The 17,610-nt window shown below is 65.5% G+C and carries 17 protein-coding genes; 3 read left to right on the plus strand and 14 right to left on the minus strand.

The window, feature by feature from the left end; all coding sequences use genetic code 11:
• Positions 1–104: 104 nt before the first annotated feature.
• From IP92_RS28590 to IP92_RS28600, 3 genes are all read right to left on the minus strand, one after another.
• Positions 105–2,351 (minus strand): carboxy terminal-processing peptidase, encoded by a 2,247-nt coding sequence (locus IP92_RS28590; protein WP_145881886.1) that lies wholly within the window; start codon positions 2,349–2,351, stop codon positions 105–107.
• Between the two features lie 89 nt (positions 2,352–2,440).
• Complete coding sequence (locus tag IP92_RS28595) at positions 2,441–2,959, minus strand: hypothetical protein (protein ID WP_229419021.1); 519 nt, start codon at positions 2,957–2,959, stop codon at positions 2,441–2,443.
• A complete protein-coding gene (locus tag IP92_RS28600; RefSeq protein ID WP_229419022.1) occupies positions 2,956–3,480 on the minus strand; it encodes a thymidine kinase in 525 nt (174 codons plus the stop codon). Before IP92_RS28600 ends, IP92_RS28595 begins: the two co-directional genes overlap by 4 nt.
• Before the next feature lie 256 nt (positions 3,481–3,736).
• On the opposite strand from IP92_RS28600, the gene IP92_RS28605 reads away from it, so the two are divergent.
• Together IP92_RS28605 and IP92_RS28610 are read left to right on the plus strand one after the other, a co-directional pair.
• Entirely contained in the window at positions 3,737–5,113 is a 1,377-nt protein-coding gene (locus tag IP92_RS28605; RefSeq protein WP_145881888.1) for a pyridoxal-phosphate dependent enzyme, read from the plus strand.
• A complete protein-coding gene (locus tag IP92_RS28610; RefSeq protein ID WP_145881890.1) occupies positions 5,110–6,291 on the plus strand; it encodes a trans-sulfuration enzyme family protein in 1,182 nt (393 codons plus the stop codon). Before IP92_RS28605 ends, IP92_RS28610 begins: the two co-directional genes overlap by 4 nt.
• Before the next feature lie 6 nt (positions 6,292–6,297).
• Here IP92_RS28610 and IP92_RS28615 read toward each other — a convergent pair whose 3' ends face one another.
• The 4 genes from IP92_RS28615 to IP92_RS28630 all read right to left on the minus strand — a co-directional run bounded on the left by IP92_RS28615 (position 6,298) and on the right by IP92_RS28630 (position 10,893).
• Positions 6,298–7,050 carry a hypothetical protein gene (locus IP92_RS28615; RefSeq protein ID WP_145881895.1) on the minus strand — a complete coding sequence of 251 codons (753 nt, stop codon included), beginning with the start codon at positions 7,048–7,050 and terminating at the stop codon, positions 6,298–6,300.
• A 30-nt stretch (positions 7,051–7,080) separates the two neighbouring features.
• Entirely contained in the window at positions 7,081–7,716 is a 636-nt protein-coding gene (locus IP92_RS28620; RefSeq protein WP_145881897.1) for a hypothetical protein, read from the minus strand.
• A gap of 98 nt (positions 7,717–7,814) precedes the next feature.
• Positions 7,815–10,022 (minus strand): penicillin acylase family protein, encoded by a 2,208-nt coding sequence (locus IP92_RS28625; protein ID WP_145881899.1) that lies wholly within the window; start codon positions 10,020–10,022, stop codon positions 7,815–7,817.
• A 22-nt stretch (positions 10,023–10,044) separates the two neighbouring features.
• On the minus strand, positions 10,045–10,893 hold the full coding sequence (locus IP92_RS28630) for a hypothetical protein (protein WP_145881901.1): 849 nt from the start codon (positions 10,891–10,893) through the stop codon (positions 10,045–10,047).
• Positions 10,894–11,237: 344 nt separating this feature from the next.
• On the opposite strand from IP92_RS28630, the gene IP92_RS28635 reads away from it, so the two are divergent.
• Positions 11,238–11,423 (plus strand): hypothetical protein, encoded by a 186-nt coding sequence (locus IP92_RS28635; RefSeq protein WP_145881903.1) that lies wholly within the window; start codon positions 11,238–11,240, stop codon positions 11,421–11,423.
• Here the strand turns inward: IP92_RS28635 and IP92_RS28640 are convergent.
• The 7 genes from IP92_RS28640 to IP92_RS28670 all read right to left on the minus strand — a co-directional run bounded on the left by IP92_RS28640 (position 11,410) and on the right by IP92_RS28670 (position 17,610).
• Positions 11,410–11,667, minus strand: a complete 258-nt coding sequence (locus IP92_RS28640; protein WP_145881905.1) for a hypothetical protein — start codon at positions 11,665–11,667, stop codon at positions 11,410–11,412. The genes IP92_RS28635 and IP92_RS28640 overlap by 14 nt on opposite strands.
• Before the next feature lie 35 nt (positions 11,668–11,702).
• Positions 11,703–12,251, minus strand: coding sequence for a hypothetical protein (locus IP92_RS28645; RefSeq protein ID WP_145881907.1), 549 nt, complete (start codon positions 12,249–12,251; stop codon positions 11,703–11,705).
• Positions 12,248–12,883: a glycoside hydrolase family 19 protein gene (locus tag IP92_RS28650; protein WP_145881909.1), complete on the minus strand. Its 636-nt coding sequence runs from the start codon at positions 12,881–12,883 to the stop codon at positions 12,248–12,250. Before IP92_RS28650 ends, IP92_RS28645 begins: the two co-directional genes overlap by 4 nt.
• On the minus strand, positions 12,867–13,244 hold the full coding sequence (locus IP92_RS28655) for a phage holin family protein (RefSeq protein ID WP_145881911.1): 378 nt from the start codon (positions 13,242–13,244) through the stop codon (positions 12,867–12,869). The genes IP92_RS28650 and IP92_RS28655 overlap by 17 nt, the downstream gene beginning before the upstream one ends.
• Before the next feature lie 171 nt (positions 13,245–13,415).
• Entirely contained in the window at positions 13,416–15,140 is a 1,725-nt protein-coding gene (locus tag IP92_RS28660; RefSeq protein ID WP_145881913.1) for a DUF885 domain-containing protein, read from the minus strand.
• A complete protein-coding gene (locus tag IP92_RS28665; RefSeq protein ID WP_145881916.1) occupies positions 15,140–16,417 on the minus strand; it encodes a hypothetical protein in 1,278 nt (425 codons plus the stop codon). The genes IP92_RS28660 and IP92_RS28665 overlap by 1 nt, the downstream gene beginning before the upstream one ends.
• Before the next feature lie 2 nt (positions 16,418–16,419).
• A complete protein-coding gene (locus IP92_RS28670; protein WP_145881918.1) occupies positions 16,420–17,610 on the minus strand; it encodes a hypothetical protein in 1,191 nt (396 codons plus the stop codon).

Consider the following 17,610-nt stretch of genomic DNA (forward strand, 5'->3'; position numbering starts at 1 on the left):
ACTAGATATCAAACCAGCGCATAACAGCAAACAATCACTGCTGTGATCGGACAAAAAAAAGAGGAGCCGCAAGGGCTCCTCAGGTACATCCCTGCCGGGGATGATCAGCGGTCCGGGGCGTACGGCAGTACGCGCGACGCCAGCCGGGTGTCGGTCTTCAGCAGTGCCACTTCGTCGGCGAGGATGTGCACCGCTTCGTTCAGCAGCACGTCCTTCGCATTCTTCGCGGCCTTTTCCGCTTCCAGTTCGGCCGCCAGCGAGCGCTCGTCGCCCTGCAGGCCGTCGTCGGTGCGGCTGACGCCCTTCACGGCGGCCGCCGCGGCCTGTTTCGTCTGCTTGGCGCCGGCCGGTTTCGCGGCCACCGCGTTCTTCACGGCTTCCTTCGGGTCCGGCACGAGGATCGGGTCGTCCGCCGACGGCGCCGCGGCCAGGCGGGCATCGCGCAGCTTGGCGCGGGCTTCCTGTTCGTCCCGCTCCTTGCGGCGCACCTTCTCGTTCAGCGAGATCAGGTTGTCCTTGCGCTGCTTCTTCACGTAGTTGACGTCGTCCACGAGGAACTGGAAGTCCTTGTCCTTCGCCACCCGCGCGTCATGCTTCTTCTCCAGCATCGGCACGATGTCCTTCACTTCGCCGGCCGGGATGTACACGGCCGGCTTGATGACCGTGTACGGCAGCGCGTTGTCGTAGCTCGATTCGCCGAAGTTCTCCGCGTCCGCCAGTTGCGGCAGCTTGATGTCCGGCGTGACGCCGCGCAGCTGCGTGGTGCCGCCGTTGATGCGGAAGAACTGCGCGACCGTCATCTTCAGTTCGCCCAGGCGGGATTTGTCCTGCGCGAAGCGGTCCAGGCTGATCAGCGTCTGCACGGTGCCCTTGCCGAAGCTGGGCTCGCCGATGATGATGCCGCGGCCGTAGTCCTGCATCGCGGCGGCGAAGATCTCGGACGCCGACGCGGAACCGCGGTTGATCAGCACGCCCACCGGGCCGTCCCAGGCCAGGCCCGGCACCGTGTCGTTCTCGACCTCGACGCGGCCTTCGGCGCTGCGCTGCTGCACCACCGGGCCCTTGTCGATGAACAGGCCCGTCAGCTCGACGGCTTCCGTCAGCGAGCCGCCGCCGTTGTTGCGCAGGTCGATCAGCACATTGTCGACCTTGTCCTTCTTCAGCTCGCCCAACAGGCGTGCCACGTCGCGCGTCGCGCTCTTGTAATCCTTGTCGCCACGGCGGCGCGCCTCGAAGTCCTGGTAGAACGTCGGCAGCGAGATCACGCCGATGCGGCGCTTCACGGTGCCGTCGCGCACTTCCATGATGGTCTTCTTCGCCGACTGTTCTTCCATGCTGATCTTCTTGCGCACCAGCGACACCATCACGGGCTTCGCATCGGGGCCGGCGTCACCCGGCAGCACCTGCAGGCGCACCGTGGAATCCTTCGGACCGCGGATCTGCTGCACCACGTCGTCGATGCGCCAGCCCAGCACGTCCTGCAGCGCGCCATTGTCGCCCTGTGCGACGGCGACGATCTTGTCGCCCACCTTCAGCTTGCCGGACATGCCCGCCGGGCTGCCGGTGACGATCTCGCGGATCACCGTGTATTCGTCGCGCGTCTGCAGCACGGCGCCGATGCCTTCCAGCGACAGGCGCATCTGGATGTCGAAGTTGTCCGACGCGCGCGGGCCCAGGTAGTTCGTATGCGGCTCGATCGACATCGCGTACGCGTTCATGAAGATCTGGAACACGTCTTCGTTGTTCAGCTTGCGCGAACGCGACAGGTAGTTCTCATAGCGCTTGTCCAGCGTATCTCGGATCGCCTTGTCGTCCTTGCCGGCCAGCTTCAGGCGCAGCCAGTCGTTCTTGACGCGCTTGCGCCACAGGTCCTTAACCTCGGCATCGCTCTTCGGCCAATCGGCCTTTTCGCGGTCGTACTGGTAGCTTTCGTCCAGCGTGAAATCGGGCTTGGTCTTCAGCAGCTCGCGTGCATAAGCGATGCGCTCGGCGAAGCGCTGCTGGTAAAGGTTGTAGATGTCGAACGGCACTTGCAGGTTCTCGCCGACGATCCCGTCGTCGAGCTTGGCCTTCGCGCCCGCATATTTGTCGAGGTCGGTCTGCACGAAGAACAGCTTTTCCGCATCCAGCGACTTGAAATAGCGGTCGAAGATCTTCTCCGACATCGCATCGTCCAGCGGCACGGCCTTGTAGTGATAACGGGACAATACCCGCGAGGCCCACAGCGCAGCCTGGGTCTGCTGGGCGGCCGGTTTCAGCTGCTCGGTTGTCGCCTTGTCGGCGGGTGCGGCATGACCGTAGGCGGACAGGATAGCCAGCGACATCGCGGCCAGCAGCATTTGCTTCTTCATCGGCATACTCCGAATTCTAAAATGACGATTTGCGGACAACCCGCGCAGCTTATTCTACAGGAGAGATGGTCCGATTTCGCAGGGCTGACTTAAGTGCGCATTAAACTGTGCCCATACTTAAAACATAGCCATGCCAGAGCGACAATGAATAACGCCGGCCATGACCGCCAGGCGATTTTCCAGTCCGCATTCGATGGCCAAAAGGCCAGTAATTGTGGAGCAAGCAAGAACGCCAATCCCAGATCGGCCCATTGAAAATGCCAGCCGGGACGGGTGCGCAGCACGGCCACCCACCACGGCACCAGGATCAACAGCAACGGCGCCAGCGCGCTCGGCGCCGCGTTGTACCACGTCACGCGGGTCAGCACGACGGAGCCCAGCTCCCAGCGCTGCCCTGCCCGCTTTGGAATGACGGTGAACGACGCCGGCCGCGCCCCAAGGACAAAGCCGGCTACGAGGTGGACCAGCTCATGGCACAACGTGCCGGCCAGCGTGAAGACGAAGAAGATCGGATGGCGCCGCGTCAATGCGCGCATCGCCAGCGCCAGCGCCAGCGAGGGCGCCAGATACAACAGGATGTCGGCGTGGCCGTGCAGCCAGGCCGTCAATGCTCGCCCGAGTAGAAGCAGCGCCCGCAGGCCTGCCGATAGCGCTCGTTGCCGCCGATGGCGATCTGCGCGCCTTCGCGGATGCGTTTGCCGTTCTCGTCGACGCGGATGTTCATCGTCGCCTTCTTGCCGCAGGTGCAGATGTTCTTCAGTTCCTCGATGTCGTCTGCCAGCGCCAGCAGGTAGATCGAGCCGGGGAAAGGCTCGCCACGAAAGTCCGTGCGCAGGCCGTAGCAAATCACGGGCACGCCGCGCACCTGGGCGAGCTGGTGCAGCTGGCGCACCTGCGCCACGGACAGGAACTGCGCCTCGTCGACGAGCACGCAGGCCACCTTGTCGATGGCGAGGAAGTCGGTGCCGGCGTCGAAGGTTTCGACGTCGCGCTGCAAGCCCAGCCGCGACGTGATCTTGCCGACGCCGAAGCGGTCGTCGATCGCCGCCGTGAACAGCCGCACCGTCTGGCCCTGTTCCTCGTAGTTATGGGCGACCTGCAACATCGCCGTGGATTTGCCTGCGTTCATCGCAGAATATCGAAAATAAAGTTTTGCCACTGCTGACCTGATGATGGATTGCGATCCCACATTATAAAACACCGCTCCCGGCCGGCGGTGGCTGGCAACGCGCACCGTTTCGGCGCATACTGGGGCCGCAGTATGGTTTTTTGAATAAGTATTTGCGAAAAAATTCCTTCTAGCATTCGCTGGCCGCCAACACAATGCGCGCTTTAGCCACCCTGCCCGACACAATCGGCCCAGGATGGCTCCATAAGGAGACTGTATGCAAAGCACACCCACCGCGGCGCTGTACGGACTGATCGGCAATACCCCGCTGGTCGAAGTCACCCGCCTCGATACCGGCCCGTGCCGGCTGTTCCTGAAGCTCGAGTCGCAAAACCCGGGCGGGTCCATCAAGGACCGCATCGCGCTGTCGATGATCGAAGCCGCCGAGCGCGACGGCCGCCTGCAGCCCGGCGGCACCATCATCGAAGCCACCGCCGGCAATACCGGTCTGGGCCTGGCCCTTGTCGGCCGCATCAAGGGCTATCGGGTAATCCTCGTCGTGCCGGACAAGATGTCCACCGAAAAAGTGCTGCACCTGAAGGCGCTCGGCGCCGAAGTGCGCACCACCCGTTCCGACGTCGGCAAGGGCCACCCGGAGTACTACCAGGACTACGCCGCGCGCATCGCGGCCGACACCCCCGGCGCGTTCTACGCGGACCAGTTCAACAACCCCGCCAATCCGCTGGCACACGAGACGACCACCGGCCCGGAACTGTGGGAACAGTCCGGCCACGCGCTCGATGCGATCGTCGTCGGCGTCGGCTCGTCCGGCACCCTGGCCGGCCTGTCGCGCTACTTCGCGAAGGCCAATCCGGAGCTGGAATTCGTGCTGGCAGACCCGAAAGGCTCGATCCTCGCCGAGTACGTGGAGACGGGCAACGTGCCCGCCACCAGCGGCTCGTGGGCCGTGGAAGGCATCGGCGAAGACTTCATCCCGTCGATCTCGGACTTCTCGCGCGTGAAACACGCGTACACGATCACGGACCAGGAAAGCTTCGACAGCGCCCGCGAGCTGGTGCGCGCCGAAGGCATCCTGGGCGGCTCGTCGACCGGCACGCTGCTGGCCGCCGCGCTGAAATACTGCCGCGCGCAGACGGAGCCGAAGCGCGTGGCCACGTTCGTCTGCGATACCGGCACGCGCTACCTGTCGAAGATGTACAACGACGGCTGGATGTTCGACCAGGGCCTGATGCCGCGTCCGCACACGGGCGACCTGCGCGACCTGATCGGCCGGCGCTACGATGCCGGCGAAGTGGTCAGCGTCTCCCCCACCGATACGCTGCTGATCGCGTTCAACCGGATGCGCGCGGCCGACCTGGCGCAGCTGCCCGTCATCGAGAACGGCAAGCTGGTCGGCATCATCGACGAATCGGACCTGCTGCTCAAGGTCGGCAACCGCGCCGCCGAATTCTCCAGCGCCGTCGGCGGGACGATGACGTCGCGGCTGGAAACGCTGCAGCCGGGCGACAGCGTGCAGGCGCTGCGCAGCATCCTGGATCGCGGCCTGACCGCCGTCGTCGCCGACAACGGCCGCTTCCACGGCCTGATCACCCGCTACGACCTTCTCAACCATTTGCGCAGGACGCTATCTTGAGCCAATCACACGACAAGCACCAGCAGCTGGCCACGCGCGTGATCCACGCCGGCCAATCCCCCGATCCGTCGACCGGCGCGATCATGCCGCCGATCTACGCCACGTCGACGTTCGTGCAGCAAAGCCCGGGCGTGCACAAGGGCCTCGACTACGGCCGCTCGCACAACCCGACGCGCTGGGCTTTCGAGCGCTGCGTGGCCGACCTGGAAGGCGGCGCGCAAGGCTACGCGTTTGCGTCCGGCCTGGCGGCCATCTCGACGGTGCTGGAGCTGCTCGACGCCGGCTCGCACATCGTCGCCGGCGACGACATGTACGGCGGCAGCTTCCGCCTGTTCGAGCGGGTGCGCCGGCGCAGCGCCGGCCACGAGTTCACGTACGCCGACCTGACCAACCCGGAAAACCTGCTCGCCGTGCTGCGGCCGGAAACGAAAATGGTGTGGGTCGAGACGCCGACGAACCCTATGCTGAAACTGGCCGACCTGGCCGCGATCGCGAAGATCTGCCGCCAGCGCGGCATCATCGCCGTGGCGGACAACACGTTCGCCAGCCCGATCGTGCAGCGCCCGCTGGAGCACGGCTTCGACATCGTCGTGCACTCGGCCACCAAATACCTGAACGGCCACTCGGACATCATCGGCGGCATCGCCGTCGTCGCCGGCGAGGAGCGGCAGGCCGCCTGGCGCGAGCAGCTGGGCTTCCTGCAGAATTCCGTCGGCGCGATCCTGGGCCCGTTCGACAGCTTCCTCGCGCTGCGCGGCGTGAAGACGCTGGCGATCCGCCTCGAGCGGCACTGCGCGAGCGCGCTGGAGCTGGCGCAATGGCTCGAACGCGAGCCGAAGGTGCGCAAGGTGTTCTATCCGGGCCTGGCGGCGCACCCGCAGCACGCGCTGGCGCGGCGCCAGATGAACGGCTTCGGCGGCATCATCTCGCTCGACCTGGCCACCGACCTGGCCGGCGCGCGGCGCTTCCTGGAGCGCTGCGAAGTGTTCGCGCTGGCCGAAAGCCTGGGCGGCGTCGAGAGCCTGATCGAGCACCCGGCCCTGATGACGCATGCGTCGATCCCGGCCGCACAGCGCGCGCAACTGGGCATCGGCGACGGCCTGGTGCGCCTGTCGGTGGGCATCGAGCACATCGACGACCTGCGCCGCGACCTGGCCAACGCGCTGGCGGCGATCTAGCCCGGCCTACTCGCCCCGCTTCGGCTCGGCGCTGCTGAAGACGCGCCGGACGAAGTTCTCCAGCGCGCGGAACACGCCCTCGACGCCGAAGCCGGCGATGAACGACAGCGCCGAACCGGACAGCGCCCACGCGTCCAGCAGGCCGTGGTCCTCGCCGGGCGCGGCGCCGGACGGGTTGATGAACAGCCCGATGCACGCGCCGATCGTGCCGCCCAGCGCCAGCTGCAGCAGGGCCAGCGTGGAGTCGCGCGGCGACAGCAGGCTTTCGCGCATCCGCTCCCACAGGCGCCGCACCACGGCCGCGCCGGCACCCAGCACGCCGTAGGCCAGCGGCAGGAACGACGTGCCGACCACCAGCGTGACGATGCGCGCCATCTCCTCGGTGCCGCGGCGGCGCACGTTCGCGTCTTCCGGCTCCTGCCGGTTCGGGTGCAGCGGCTGGTAGAACAGGCCGTAGAACGTGCGCCACGGCGCCAGCCACTCGCGCAGGTTCATCCGCACGGCACGGCGTTCCTCGCGCAGCGCATCGGCGCGGGCGCACATCTGGTACTCCTCGGTGGTGCGATAGCGCGGCAGCCTGTCGGGGCCGCGCAGCGAGCAGAAACGCACCGGTTCCGGGTCGCGCGCCATCCTGCCTGTCGCGTCCCCGGCCATCAGGCGGGCGCGCTCGTCGGCCGTGTATTTCAGCTCGGCCGTGGAAATCTCCGTCTGCAGCGTGGCCGTGCGGGTGCGCACCGCGTCCAGGTGCGCCAGGATCACGTTGCCGGCTGCGACATGCCACGACAGCGCTCACGTCAACGCCAGCGACGACAGCAGGAACAGCACGAGCCACAGCATGCGGCGGTTGAACTTGATGGCCACGCCGATCAGGCCGGGATAGGCATAGCGCGCCAGCGTGACGCGCGTGGGCTTGTCCCACATCGCACTGCCATGGCCGCGCTGCCCGGGCGGCGGGTCGGCCGGCGAGTCGCTGCGGAACAGGTCGCGCAGCACGCGGCGCAGCGCGTTCATCTTCTTGCGGCGGTCTTCCTCGCCGACGACGAGGATCGTGAACGCGACCGTCATGCCGGTGGCCGGGCGGGCGATCGCATTCAACGTGTCCTTGGCGCGCATCAGCGCGACGGCCTGGGCCAGCCGGACATCCGGCTCGTGCGACGGCGCGAGGCCGATTTCGCAGATCGTGTGGATGATCTGCGCGGGGTCGGTGCCGGCGTCGTGATGCGCGTCCCGCAATTCCTTGTCCCAGCGCCCGGAGATGTGGTCCAGCAGCAGGAACACCTCGTACAACTCGCGCACGAAGATGAATTCCTCGATCCGGAGGATTTCGCCCCGGCCGGGATCGCCGTCGATCGGGCCGCTTATCGGTCCCGTAGTCGGTCCCGTTGCCGGTCCCCGCGTCGGTCCCCCTTCGTCGCTCTCGGGCATGGCTTCCTCCCACCTGCTGGTGAAACCATTCTACGCCCGCGCCGGTCCATGCGAGCCGGTCAGCCAATCAGGCCAGTTCGGTTAGCGCAAACCCCACGCTACTGGCCGGGGTGGTATTCCCGTTCCAGGTGCTTGCGCACGTCGTCCTGGTAGAACAGCACGTCCTTGAACTCGCCGCGCGCATACATCGCGGCCTGGTCGGCGAAGTGCGGCGAGGCGGGATCGCCGCTCTGGCCGCCGGCGAGGATGCTCTTCGCACGGATGCGCGGCCCGAACTCGACGGCCGCGACGAAGCTGTTGCCCCGCTCGCCGTAGATGCGCTTCGTCGTCTGCGGCGACGTCATGCCGAACGCCGCCAGCGAGCCCCAGTTGCCGGATGCATACGGCACGGGAATGCTTGGCTTGGCGTCGTCGAACGGCTGGACAATATCGCCCGTCACGCGCTGGAAGCGGTTGATCTCACCCCACGGCGTGCGCCACGTGCCGAAGGCTTCCTGCAGCTTTGCCGACGCGCGCGCCAGCGCATCGAGCCGCTGCTCCGGCGTCAGTTTCGTCTCGACGTATTGCAGTACCGGCACGCCCTGCTCTTTCGCGGCCGGGCCGTGGGTCTTCGCCAGGTCCTGCAGCCAGTAGATGCCGACCGACGTCGGCACCGAATCGAGCGCATAGCGCATGTCCCAGCCGCGCAGCGCCGCCACCTGCTCGGCCAGCCGCGCCTTCGCGGGCGCGGCGGCCGGCAGCGCGTCGTAGGCCTGGAACAGCTGCGGCAGCAGCGGCTCGAACGCCGTCAACCGGCTGTCGTAGGCGGCGGCGATCAGTGACTCGAGCGTGAAGTCCTTGCGGTTTTCCAGCACGCGCACGGCGTGGATGCCGCGCGCATTCTCCGGGTTCATCGACATATAGGCCGGATAATCCTGCCGGCGCGGGCTGTATGCGCCGGCCGCCGAATACGGCCAGTTGTTCGTGTTCTGGATCCAGCCGTTCTTCGGGTTGAACAGGTGGATCGTGTCCTGCACCGCGTGCAGGCCCTTCCAGTCGGTGGTCGGGTCGCTGCCGTCGACGGGCTTCGTGTAATCGAAGCGCGGGTCGCGCTTCGGAATGAAGTTGCCGTGCCAGTAGGCGATGTTGCCGTCGGCATCCGCGTACACGGTATTGTTCGACGAATTGGTGCGCAGCTCCATCGCCTTCCAGAACGCCTTGTAGTCGCGCGCCTTGGTGCGCAGGAACGATTGCTGGATGGCTTTCAACGGATCGTTCATCAACGCCACCGACACCCACTTGTCGCCTTCGCGCCGCACTACCGGGCCGTGGTGCGTGAAGTAGGCGGTGACCTTCTTCTCCGCCATCCCGCCCGGCAACTTGTACGGCAATGTGATCTCGACGGTCTTCATCGGCCGCAGCGCCTTGCCGTAGCGGTAGAAGAACTTGCCGTCCTTCTCGACGACGGTTTCCAGGAACTCGTCGATCACGTCGCCGCCGCCGGACGTGTGCATCCACCCGAGCCGGTCGTTGAAGCCCTGGTAGACGAAGAACTGGCCCCACGTCACGGCGCCGTACGCGTTCAGGCCTTCTTCGCTGTTCACGTGGATCTCCGGCCGGAAGTAGAACGACGTGTGCGGATTGATCATCAACAGCGCATGGCCGGTCCGGCTGATGGCCGGCGCGATCGCGAAGCCGTTCGAGCCGCCCGGTTCCTTGTCTAAATCATTGCGCGGCACGCTCGCGGCTTGCGCCAGCTGCGGGATGTCCTGGTAAAAGCGCTTTAGGGCCGGCACGTCGACTTCCTCAATGTCGCCGCCGATGCTCCCTTCGGAGAACGACAGCGCCATCCACGGCTCGAAGCGGCTTAAGAGCTGCGGCTTGACCTGCGGGTGCGTATGCAGGTACCAGTTCAAGCCATCGGACCACGCATTCATCAGCTTCTTCAGCCATGCCGGGCTGGCCTTGTATTGCGCCTTCAGCTCGTCGGGGCGAATGAAGAGCTTCATCCGCAGGTCGTCGTATAAGGCCTTTTCGCCGTCCACTTCCGCCATGCGCCCCAGCGCGGTGATGAAATTACGCTCCACGCGCTTGAAGTCGTCCTCCGCCTGCGCATACAGCATGCCGAACACGGCATCCGCATCCGTCTTGCCGTACACGTGGGGGATGCCCCACTTGTCGCGCAGGATCGTCACCCGCTGCGCCTGGGCCTTCAGGCGCAGCACCTCGGCCGGCGCCAGCCGCGTGCCGGCCTCCTCGGCGGGAGCCGCTTGCGCGGCAACGGGGATCAGGCACGCCAGTGCGAGCGCGTTGGAGGTTCTCGGCATATCGGTCCTTTACTTGTGGGGGTCAGGAGGCATCCACGAGCTGGGCGATGCGTTCGCGCAGCTCGGCATTCTCGGCACGCAGGGCCGCGTTCTTCGCTTTCAGTTCCGCCACTTCGGCGCGCAGGTGTTCCACTTCCGTCAGCGGCTGGTGCGGCTGCGAAGGGGCTTCACCCCCGTCCTCCCACGGTGCCGGCTTGGCCGGTTTGGCGGGACGCGCGGCGGCGCGCTGCTCGCGGATTTCCTTGGCGGCCTGCTGCAGGAACTTCTTGCCGCCGGCGACGGCCGTGACCTGGTCTTCCGGCGCCAGCGACGCGACGGTGGCCGCCGCGTTGATCGAGATGGTGCCGGCACGGACGGCTTCCACCAGCTCCGGCGTCGCCGTCTTCTGGATCTTCTCGATCTGTGACAGCGTGTTCGACGACAGCCGCGCGGCGCGGGCGATGTCCTCGCGCGACGTGCGCACTTTCGGCGCGACGGGTTCGGCATCCGATTCCGGCGGCGCGATCGCCGCGTCCTCGGCCTTGATGCGGGCCGCCTCTTCTTCCGCGCGCTTGGCGAGGATGTCCTTGCGGCGCAGCGCCAGCACGCCGCGCTGGAAGTCCGAGACGCTGCGGCGGCCCAGGTGATTGTCGATCATCCACAGCATCACATCTTCCATGCTCTGGAAGCGCTCGTTCTGGACGACCTTGAACGGAATGCCGTGCTTCTGGCAGATCGAATAGCGGTTGTGGCCGTCGACAAGCACGTCGCCCCACAGCACGAGCGCATCGCGGCAGCCCTCGGCCAGCAGGCTGCGTTCAAGCGTTTCATACTCCGCCTCGGTCAGCGGATCGATATAGGCGCGCAGGGAATCGTTGATCTGGATTTGCATACGGTGATTAGTGAAAAAGCAAGCGCCGCGCCGGGAGGCGGGCCGGTCAGCATGCTACACCAATCGGGGGGTGAGGGACAAAGGGTGAGGCGATGGCCTCGTGGTGCCCCGGGCCGGAATCCGTGCTCCTTTGTAATCAAAGACTTGCGAAGCGCATTCGTAACTTATTCGGAGAGCGAAAAACTTTTCGTGAATCTACCTCATGGCCGCGTAGTGTCCCAGCATGGTGCGGCACCGAGATGATAGCAGACCGGGCGCGCAGTTGGCGGCCCAAGGTTCGCCACCATGCCGGCGATCAAAGGACGCTGGCCCCTGCCGTGGCAAGATGCCGCCCGGGAGGAAAAATGCACACCACCAACGACCGCCAGAACACCCACATGCGCGACACGATCGACACCATCATCCGCCAGCTCGACGACGTCGGGCGGCACTACGCAGCAAACGAAATGCTCGCTTGGGGCGTGCCGCTGCCTGTCATCGCTAGGGTACTGTATGAGCCCGACAGGCGCCGGCAAGTCAGTCCTTCTTGAGCGCCGGCAGCCGCTTCGCCCGCTCTTCCTGCACGCACGCGCAGTCGTCGAGCTCCTTCCGCAGGACGCCACCCAGGAATCCGGACGGGCTCTCAAGGTACTGGTCCGCCCGGTTGACCACTGCACGCAGCCGGGCGATCTCCCACAGCAACGCCGAGATGTCGCCGGCTTCGGGCGCGTGCCGGCGCTCGGCGATCTCGTGAAGCTGCTGCTTCGTCAGCGACGGACGTTTGAAGTTGCTCATGGGTGCGGCGGAATACTGTACAAACGTACAGTATATCAGTCAGTGGGCAGCGGCCCGACTTCGTAGAACCCATGAGAGCGGATCCAGCCCTGAAGCCCTAGCACCTGTGCTCGCAGGCCTGCTACTTCCCGGTCGGCGCTCTCGGCGAGGTCGCGAAGGCGCCGCTCAGTTGCCTCTGGTAGCTCGACGGTTTCGACGCCGGGGATTGCATCAGCTCGCCTGGGGCTTGCGGCTTCGCCGGTTGCGGAAGCGGCGCACACACGAGCGGGGATTGCGATGCGCAGCCGGTCACGCTCAGCATCAGCGCGATCAGCGGCAATACGTTCATTCGCAGCATAGAGGCTCTCCTTGTACTGGGCCAGCGTGGCCTTGGTTGATTCGATGTCCGCCGCATGTGCGGCGTCGTTCGCGGCTATGGCGGCGAGCACGGCGCGCTCCTGCGCTTGACTCTGCTCCAGCTTGTCGCGGTCCCATTCGGCCTGAACGCCGTTCGCGCCGACGTGATAGCCTCCGATACCGACGCCCGCCAGGAGCACCACCAGCACTGCGCCGCACACGGCCAGCTTGATCTGCCCCGGCGTCATGACAGCACCTTGAGGCAATGCCGCGTGAGGCTCAGCCGCTTGTCGTAGCCGACCGAGTCGCCCTGCTTCGCCGTCACATGGCCGATGTTGATCAGGTCCGATATCGCGTCGACGTTGCCGGCGTCGGCCAGTGGGTTGCACCCGCTTTTCCACCAGAACCATGCGGCCGACAGGGCGGCGCCCGTCACGGTGGAGAGCCAGTCGCCAATGTCGCCGATGACCGCCAGCTCACGCGCCACCTCTTGGTGGTTATCACGGCCCGTAAGCTGAATCCAGCCGGCGCCGCGGTAACGCCAGCCGTCGCCAGATCGCTCGTTGCCGTTGCCCATGCGGTTCGCGTACACGTAGTTCGCGATTTTTTCCGGGTTGCGTGCGAACGGCGCGGCAGCTTCCATGGACGGGAAGCGCGCCGGCCATGTGCTGCGCAGCCCGGCGGCGCTATAGTTCAAGTTTTCGCGGACGCGGGAGAACTCGCCGCTCTCGTGCGCGACCTGGGCCAGAAAATGGGCGGCCCGCTTCGGGCCATCGATGCCGAATCGCGACATCGCGGCGTTGAGCGCTTTGGCGTACTCGCCAGCACGAGCGCCAACAGACGGCGCGATCTGCTGCAGTTGGTCAGTGGTGAGGTTCATCGCTCGATTCCTTGACAGGTGCCGGCGTTTCCGCAGGCAGATTGAATTTCGTGTTCAGCACGCCTTCGAGCTTGAACAGCGCCCGCGATCCCATGTGCGCGGCGATGCCGACAAGCGCATACTTCAGCGGCGCCGGGGCTCCAGCCGATTCGCACAGGTTCGCCGTGATCACGCCGGTAAAGCCGGAGACGACCAGCTCGCCGACAAGCTCCGTGAAGTTCCATGCGCGTGCGTGGCCTTCCTTCATCTTGCGGATGAATGACGCAACGCCGCCCCACAGGGACAGGCCGATCAAGAGCACCCAACTCAGAATCACGTCGAGGTTGAAACTGGGGTCCGGCGGCGGGGTGGATGGGTTCATTGCGTCCTTTCGGGCATAAAAAAACCGCCGAAGCGGGTTGGGTTCCTGGGGCCCGCGCATGGCGGGAGTGGTGAAGTCGCCTATAATTGTCGAGAACGCACAACAGGATTTCTCATGGACGACAACGTAACGCGCGCCGCCGTGTCATCGCTCGGCACGGGAGTACTGGCGCTACTGATTCAGCAAGCCAAGGCCAAGCTGGCCGCTCGCGCCGAGCGTGTAGGGCGCGGTCTTCCGGAGGAGTTCGGCCGCTTGCTGGGCCGATGCTGGGCGCGCGCTTACCGCGGCTACAAGCGCGCGCTGCGCCGGTGACGTGTACATCGCCGCACCGCCCAAGGCGCCCATAGCTGCCGCAGGGCTGACGGCCGCTGTTCCACCCAAGAGGCCCAGGTTCAGCAACGCACGATCAGTCGTGCCGCTGTTCGGCACCTTGTTACCCAGCACCGACTTGCCAGCGTCGCCAAGATCCTGTCCGAGCGCACTGCCACGTGCGAACGCCCCCTTGTCTTTCGACTTGTCGAGCGCTCGCACGGCGTTCTGGAACTGCGCCGGCGTGAAGTTGCCGTCGTCGGCGCCAAGCTTCGACGCCGCGTTTTGGACCCGCTTGAAGTTCGCCCAGCCCGTGTTCGATGCCTTCAGGTCGTCCGCATACTCACCGGCTTGGCGCTTGAGCATGTCGCGCAGCTCGGCCTGAAGCTGCTTGACGGCCGGCGCCAGTTTCCCTTCATAGATCGATTGCGAGCCGGCGAGCTTCCTGGCATCTGCACCCAACGCGCTCTCGAGCGTCTTGTAAGCGTCTGACGTCATGTAGCCGTGCTCATCGAACGTTTCCAGAACGTCCGACAGCGCGCCCTGGAACTTGGCTTTCTCGTCGGCTGGGATGAGCATCTTGTTCACCTTGTCCCGCAGCGCTGCGACGTTCGATGTGAACTTGCCGTCTGCCGGTATCGCGCCGATCTTGTTCAGCACATCGTCGTAGCGCTCCTTCAGCGCGTTCTCGGTGAACGTCACAGCATCCCGGCCAGACATCCCTTCCGGCAGCTCGGCGCCGATCGGCTTCAGCGCTCGATTGATCGCCGCACGCTGGAACTGGTCGTTGGCTGCGCCGCGTGCTTTGCTCACCATGTCGCCCACGACCGGCAACGACATCAGCTTTTCTTCTACCGCATTTGCCCGGCCGCCGAGCGCTTGACCGATCGTCGGCTGCACTCCCTCACGGCGCAGCAGTTGGAGATTCGCGTTCTTCGAGGCGTTCGGACTCACCATCCGCGCGAGGCCGCCGGTGATCGCCGGGATGGCGCCGCCGACCAGTGCGCCGGCACCGATCTGCTTGACCTTCTCGTCGACGAAATCGCCGCCGGCAACAGGCGTCAACGCACCTGAAACGCCACCACCCAGGGCCCCTACGCCGATGCGGCCGGCGAGCGTTGCCGCAGCAGGGAGCCGCGATGCTACAGCAAGGTTTGCCGGGCTCACCATGTTCCCGATCGTTCGGTAACCGTCAAAGCCAGATTCTCCCGCAGCAGCACGCCGCGCTTGATATGCCTTCTCGGCATCTGCAATCATGCGATCGACGCCGCCCACGCCGCTGCCGCCCTGCACCAAGTCGGAAACTCCACCTTCGGGGATGCGGGCAACGAGACCCGTTTTATCGGCAATGTAGTTGTTCAGGCGATTGCCGGCGTTGACGACGCCTTCCGGCAGGATATGCGTCAAGAGTTGGGCGCCCGCATCGATCGGGTCGCGCACCCCTTTGAGCACCTTGTCAATGCGCGACAGCGGCGCGGCGGCAGGCCGTGCCGGTGCCGCGGTGGACTGAAACTTCGACCACGGCCCGCTATCGCCCGTCGCGGCTTCCGTCTCGGCTGCCGCAAACTTCTCCCAGGGTCCAGCCATCAGATTTTCTCCCATGCGTTCGGATCAGCAGGATTGCCGCCCTTGAACCGGTAGCCGTCCATGACCTGGCCTTTGATTACGGATTTCGGCGCCGCCGGTTGCGTCGTCTGCTGGCGTGAGCTGCCGGGCGCCATGCCCAAGTACTTCTCGTTGAGGTTGCGGATGGTGTTCGCCGCAGCCTTCCGAGTGCTTTCCGGCAGCGTGGCGTCGCCGATCTGGCCGGCCATTTCGCGGTAGAGTTGTACGTCCTTGTCCGACTGAGGGCCCGACATCTTCGGCATCTTCGACACCAGCAGACCTTGCAGAACCTTGAGCTGCGCCGCCGCTTCGCTGCCCTTCGTACTAGCGCCAAATGCCCGCGCGACTTGGTCGGCACCTGCGCCAAGGTAGCTGCTCGTTGACGCCTTCAGCAGCGGCTCAGCCTCATTGAGGATCGACAGAACGTCGCTCGCGTCCTGTGTGCGCTGTACGCCCTCCTTGCCGGCCTTCGGATCGGCCGGCCCGCCGGGGATCGCTTCCAACTGGCCGTTTGCCGCCCAGCGGTATCCCTGCGGCGCCTTTGCTCCACCGGCTTGCGCGCGCTGCTCCAGTGCGAGACGCTGCTGCGCGATGCCGAGATTGGCCCGTGCGATCGCGTTGCTTGCGGCTCCATCCGGCGTCATGGTGCGCTGGAATGACTGGCCCGGCTTCAGGTCGAACGGGTTCACCGCTACCGACGTACCGCCCAGGTTCACCAGTTCCGCCTTGTCGCGCGGCGCCAGCCCGTCGAGCTGCTTGATGCTGCCGTCGTCTGCCGTACGAACTGCGACCGGCTTGCCGTCCGGCCCGTTCACCCACGTGATACCGCTGTCGTACTTCGGCTGCGCCTTGGCGAGCTGATGTTGCAGCTGGATCGCCTTTAGTGGGTCGATGCCCTGCACTCGCCCGATGAAGCCGTTCGTGTCGAACGAGCCGCCGGCCATCGACTCGCGCGCGGCCTGCTGGATCGCCGCTTGCTGTTCAAGCGCACGTTGCTGCGCGTCGAGTTCCGCCGTGCCGCTGCGGACTTGCAGAGCGCGCAAATCCGCCATCTGGCGCGCGGCATCTTGCTGCTGCTGGCGGTCGACGTACGCCTCGCGCCCCATCTGCATACCTTGCGCGCCCGCAGCCAGTGCCGCCCCCAGGTTGACAGGACGGCGTCCATCCCCCAGCGCATTGTTGAACATCGCGGCGAGACCGGTCAGTCCTGCGGTTTGCTCCGGCGTCGCGTTACCGGTGAAGTAATCCCAGATCGACATATTTATGCCCCGCCGAAATACGAGTTAGACAGCCATGACGTAGAAGGAGCCGATCCGGCGGACACGCCCCAGTTGTTTGCGGCACCGGAATACGCCGAGGCACCGGAACCGCCTCCGCCACCTCGGCTAAACTGGCTCCAGAGCGACAGGCCGCCGAGCGCCCCGCCGATAGCATCGCCGGCCGCGTTCCCGTAGTACGGTTGCGTCGACGTATTCGACGTGCCCAACCCAGTGAATGGCGACAGCGCTCCGGTGCCCTGCGTGAGCCGGTTGAAACCCGCGTTGTTGTTGTTCTGCGCGTAGCCGTACGCCTGGCCAAGCAGCCCGGACGATAGGCCGATGCCGGTCGCCTGCGCCTGCGCGTTGTTCTGGTTGTTCTGCAAGTAAGCGTTCTGGTTCGCCAAGGACGCCTGCTGCTGCATCTCCGCATTCTGCGCCGCCGTGCTGTACTGCTGGCCGGACAGGCCGAGCAGCGCTTGCAAGCTGCGGTTCTGTCCCTGGTTGTACGCATCAGCTTGCGCGCCGACCGCGGCGTTCGTGTTCGCCTGGCCGAACTGGTTGATGGCGTTCTGCTGTGCCTGCGCGAAGTCACCGATGGCACGCCCTTCAGCCAAGCCCTGACGCGAGCCGCCGTAGCCGCCCGAGATGATGGAATTGCTCTTGATCCCGGTGAGCACGTTCTCGTTGAGGTTGCGCGTGGCGTCCTGCTGCATCTGGTTGAACGCCAGCTTGCTTTGGTCGATGCCGCCCTGAATCGCCCGGGTCAGGTACGGATTGGCGCCGGCATCGCCGTTGATCGTGCGGTTGAATGCGCTGCGCAGATCCAAGCTGTTCTGCGACGGCGCGCTGATCCGCGCTGCCTCGATGTTCGGCGTCGCGTTCGTCGTTTCCTGAAGCTTCTGCGCGGCCTGCTGGCTGCGATTGAAGCTGTCGGCGCCCCAACTACCCAGGTACATATCGGACTGGTTGCCGAAGTTGGACAGCCCGCCGGTCTGACCCTGCTGCGCCTGCTGCGCGATCTTCTGCAGGAGACCTTCGGTGCCGTTGCCGGTGCCGTACAGCAGCGCTTTCATGGTCGGATCAAGTTCGAATGTCTGGCTCGACCCGGCCTGCGCTGCCTTCCTGTTCTGCTTCGACGAGTACATCGAGCCCGCGACGCCGATTGCTGCTGCTCCTGCTGCTGCCCACGACAT

This window comes from Pseudoduganella flava, from assembly GCF_007830495.1.
In the GTDB taxonomy this organism is placed as follows: domain Bacteria; phylum Pseudomonadota; class Gammaproteobacteria; order Burkholderiales; family Burkholderiaceae_D; genus Rugamonas; species Rugamonas flava.

Bases quoted from the DNA above. Each gene is read 5' to 3' on its own strand.
- IP92_RS28590 (WP_145881886.1), bottom strand. From the start codon at position 2,351: ATGAAGAAGCAAATGCTGCTGGCCGCGATGTCGCTGGCTATCCTGTCC.
- IP92_RS28600 (WP_229419022.1), bottom strand. From the start codon at position 3,480: ATGAACGCAGGCAAATCCACGGCGATGTTGCAGGTCGCCCATAACTAC.
- IP92_RS28605 (WP_145881888.1), top strand. From the start codon at position 3,737: ATGCAAAGCACACCCACCGCGGCGCTGTACGGACTGATCGGCAATACC.
- IP92_RS28620 (WP_145881897.1), bottom strand. From the start codon at position 7,716: ATGCCCGAGAGCGACGAAGGGGGACCGACGCGGGGACCGGCAACGGGA.
- IP92_RS28625 (WP_145881899.1), bottom strand. From the start codon at position 10,022: ATGCCGAGAACCTCCAACGCGCTCGCACTGGCGTGCCTGATCCCCGTT.
- IP92_RS28630 (WP_145881901.1), bottom strand. From the start codon at position 10,893: ATGCAAATCCAGATCAACGATTCCCTGCGCGCCTATATCGATCCGCTG.
- IP92_RS28635 (WP_145881903.1), top strand. From the start codon at position 11,238: ATGCACACCACCAACGACCGCCAGAACACCCACATGCGCGACACGATC.
- IP92_RS28640 (WP_145881905.1), bottom strand. From the start codon at position 11,667: ATGAGCAACTTCAAACGTCCGTCGCTGACGAAGCAGCAGCTTCACGAG.
- IP92_RS28645 (WP_145881907.1), bottom strand. From the start codon at position 12,251: ATGACGCCGGGGCAGATCAAGCTGGCCGTGTGCGGCGCAGTGCTGGTG.
- IP92_RS28650 (WP_145881909.1), bottom strand. From the start codon at position 12,883: ATGAACCTCACCACTGACCAACTGCAGCAGATCGCGCCGTCTGTTGGC.
- IP92_RS28655 (WP_145881911.1), bottom strand. From the start codon at position 13,244: ATGAACCCATCCACCCCGCCGCCGGACCCCAGTTTCAACCTCGACGTG.
- IP92_RS28660 (WP_145881913.1), bottom strand. From the start codon at position 15,140: ATGGCTGGACCCTGGGAGAAGTTTGCGGCAGCCGAGACGGAAGCCGCG.
- IP92_RS28665 (WP_145881916.1), bottom strand. From the start codon at position 16,417: ATGTCGATCTGGGATTACTTCACCGGTAACGCGACGCCGGAGCAAACC.
- IP92_RS28670 (WP_145881918.1), bottom strand. From the start codon at position 17,610: ATGTCGTGGGCAGCAGCAGGAGCAGCAGCAATCGGCGTCGCGGGCTCG.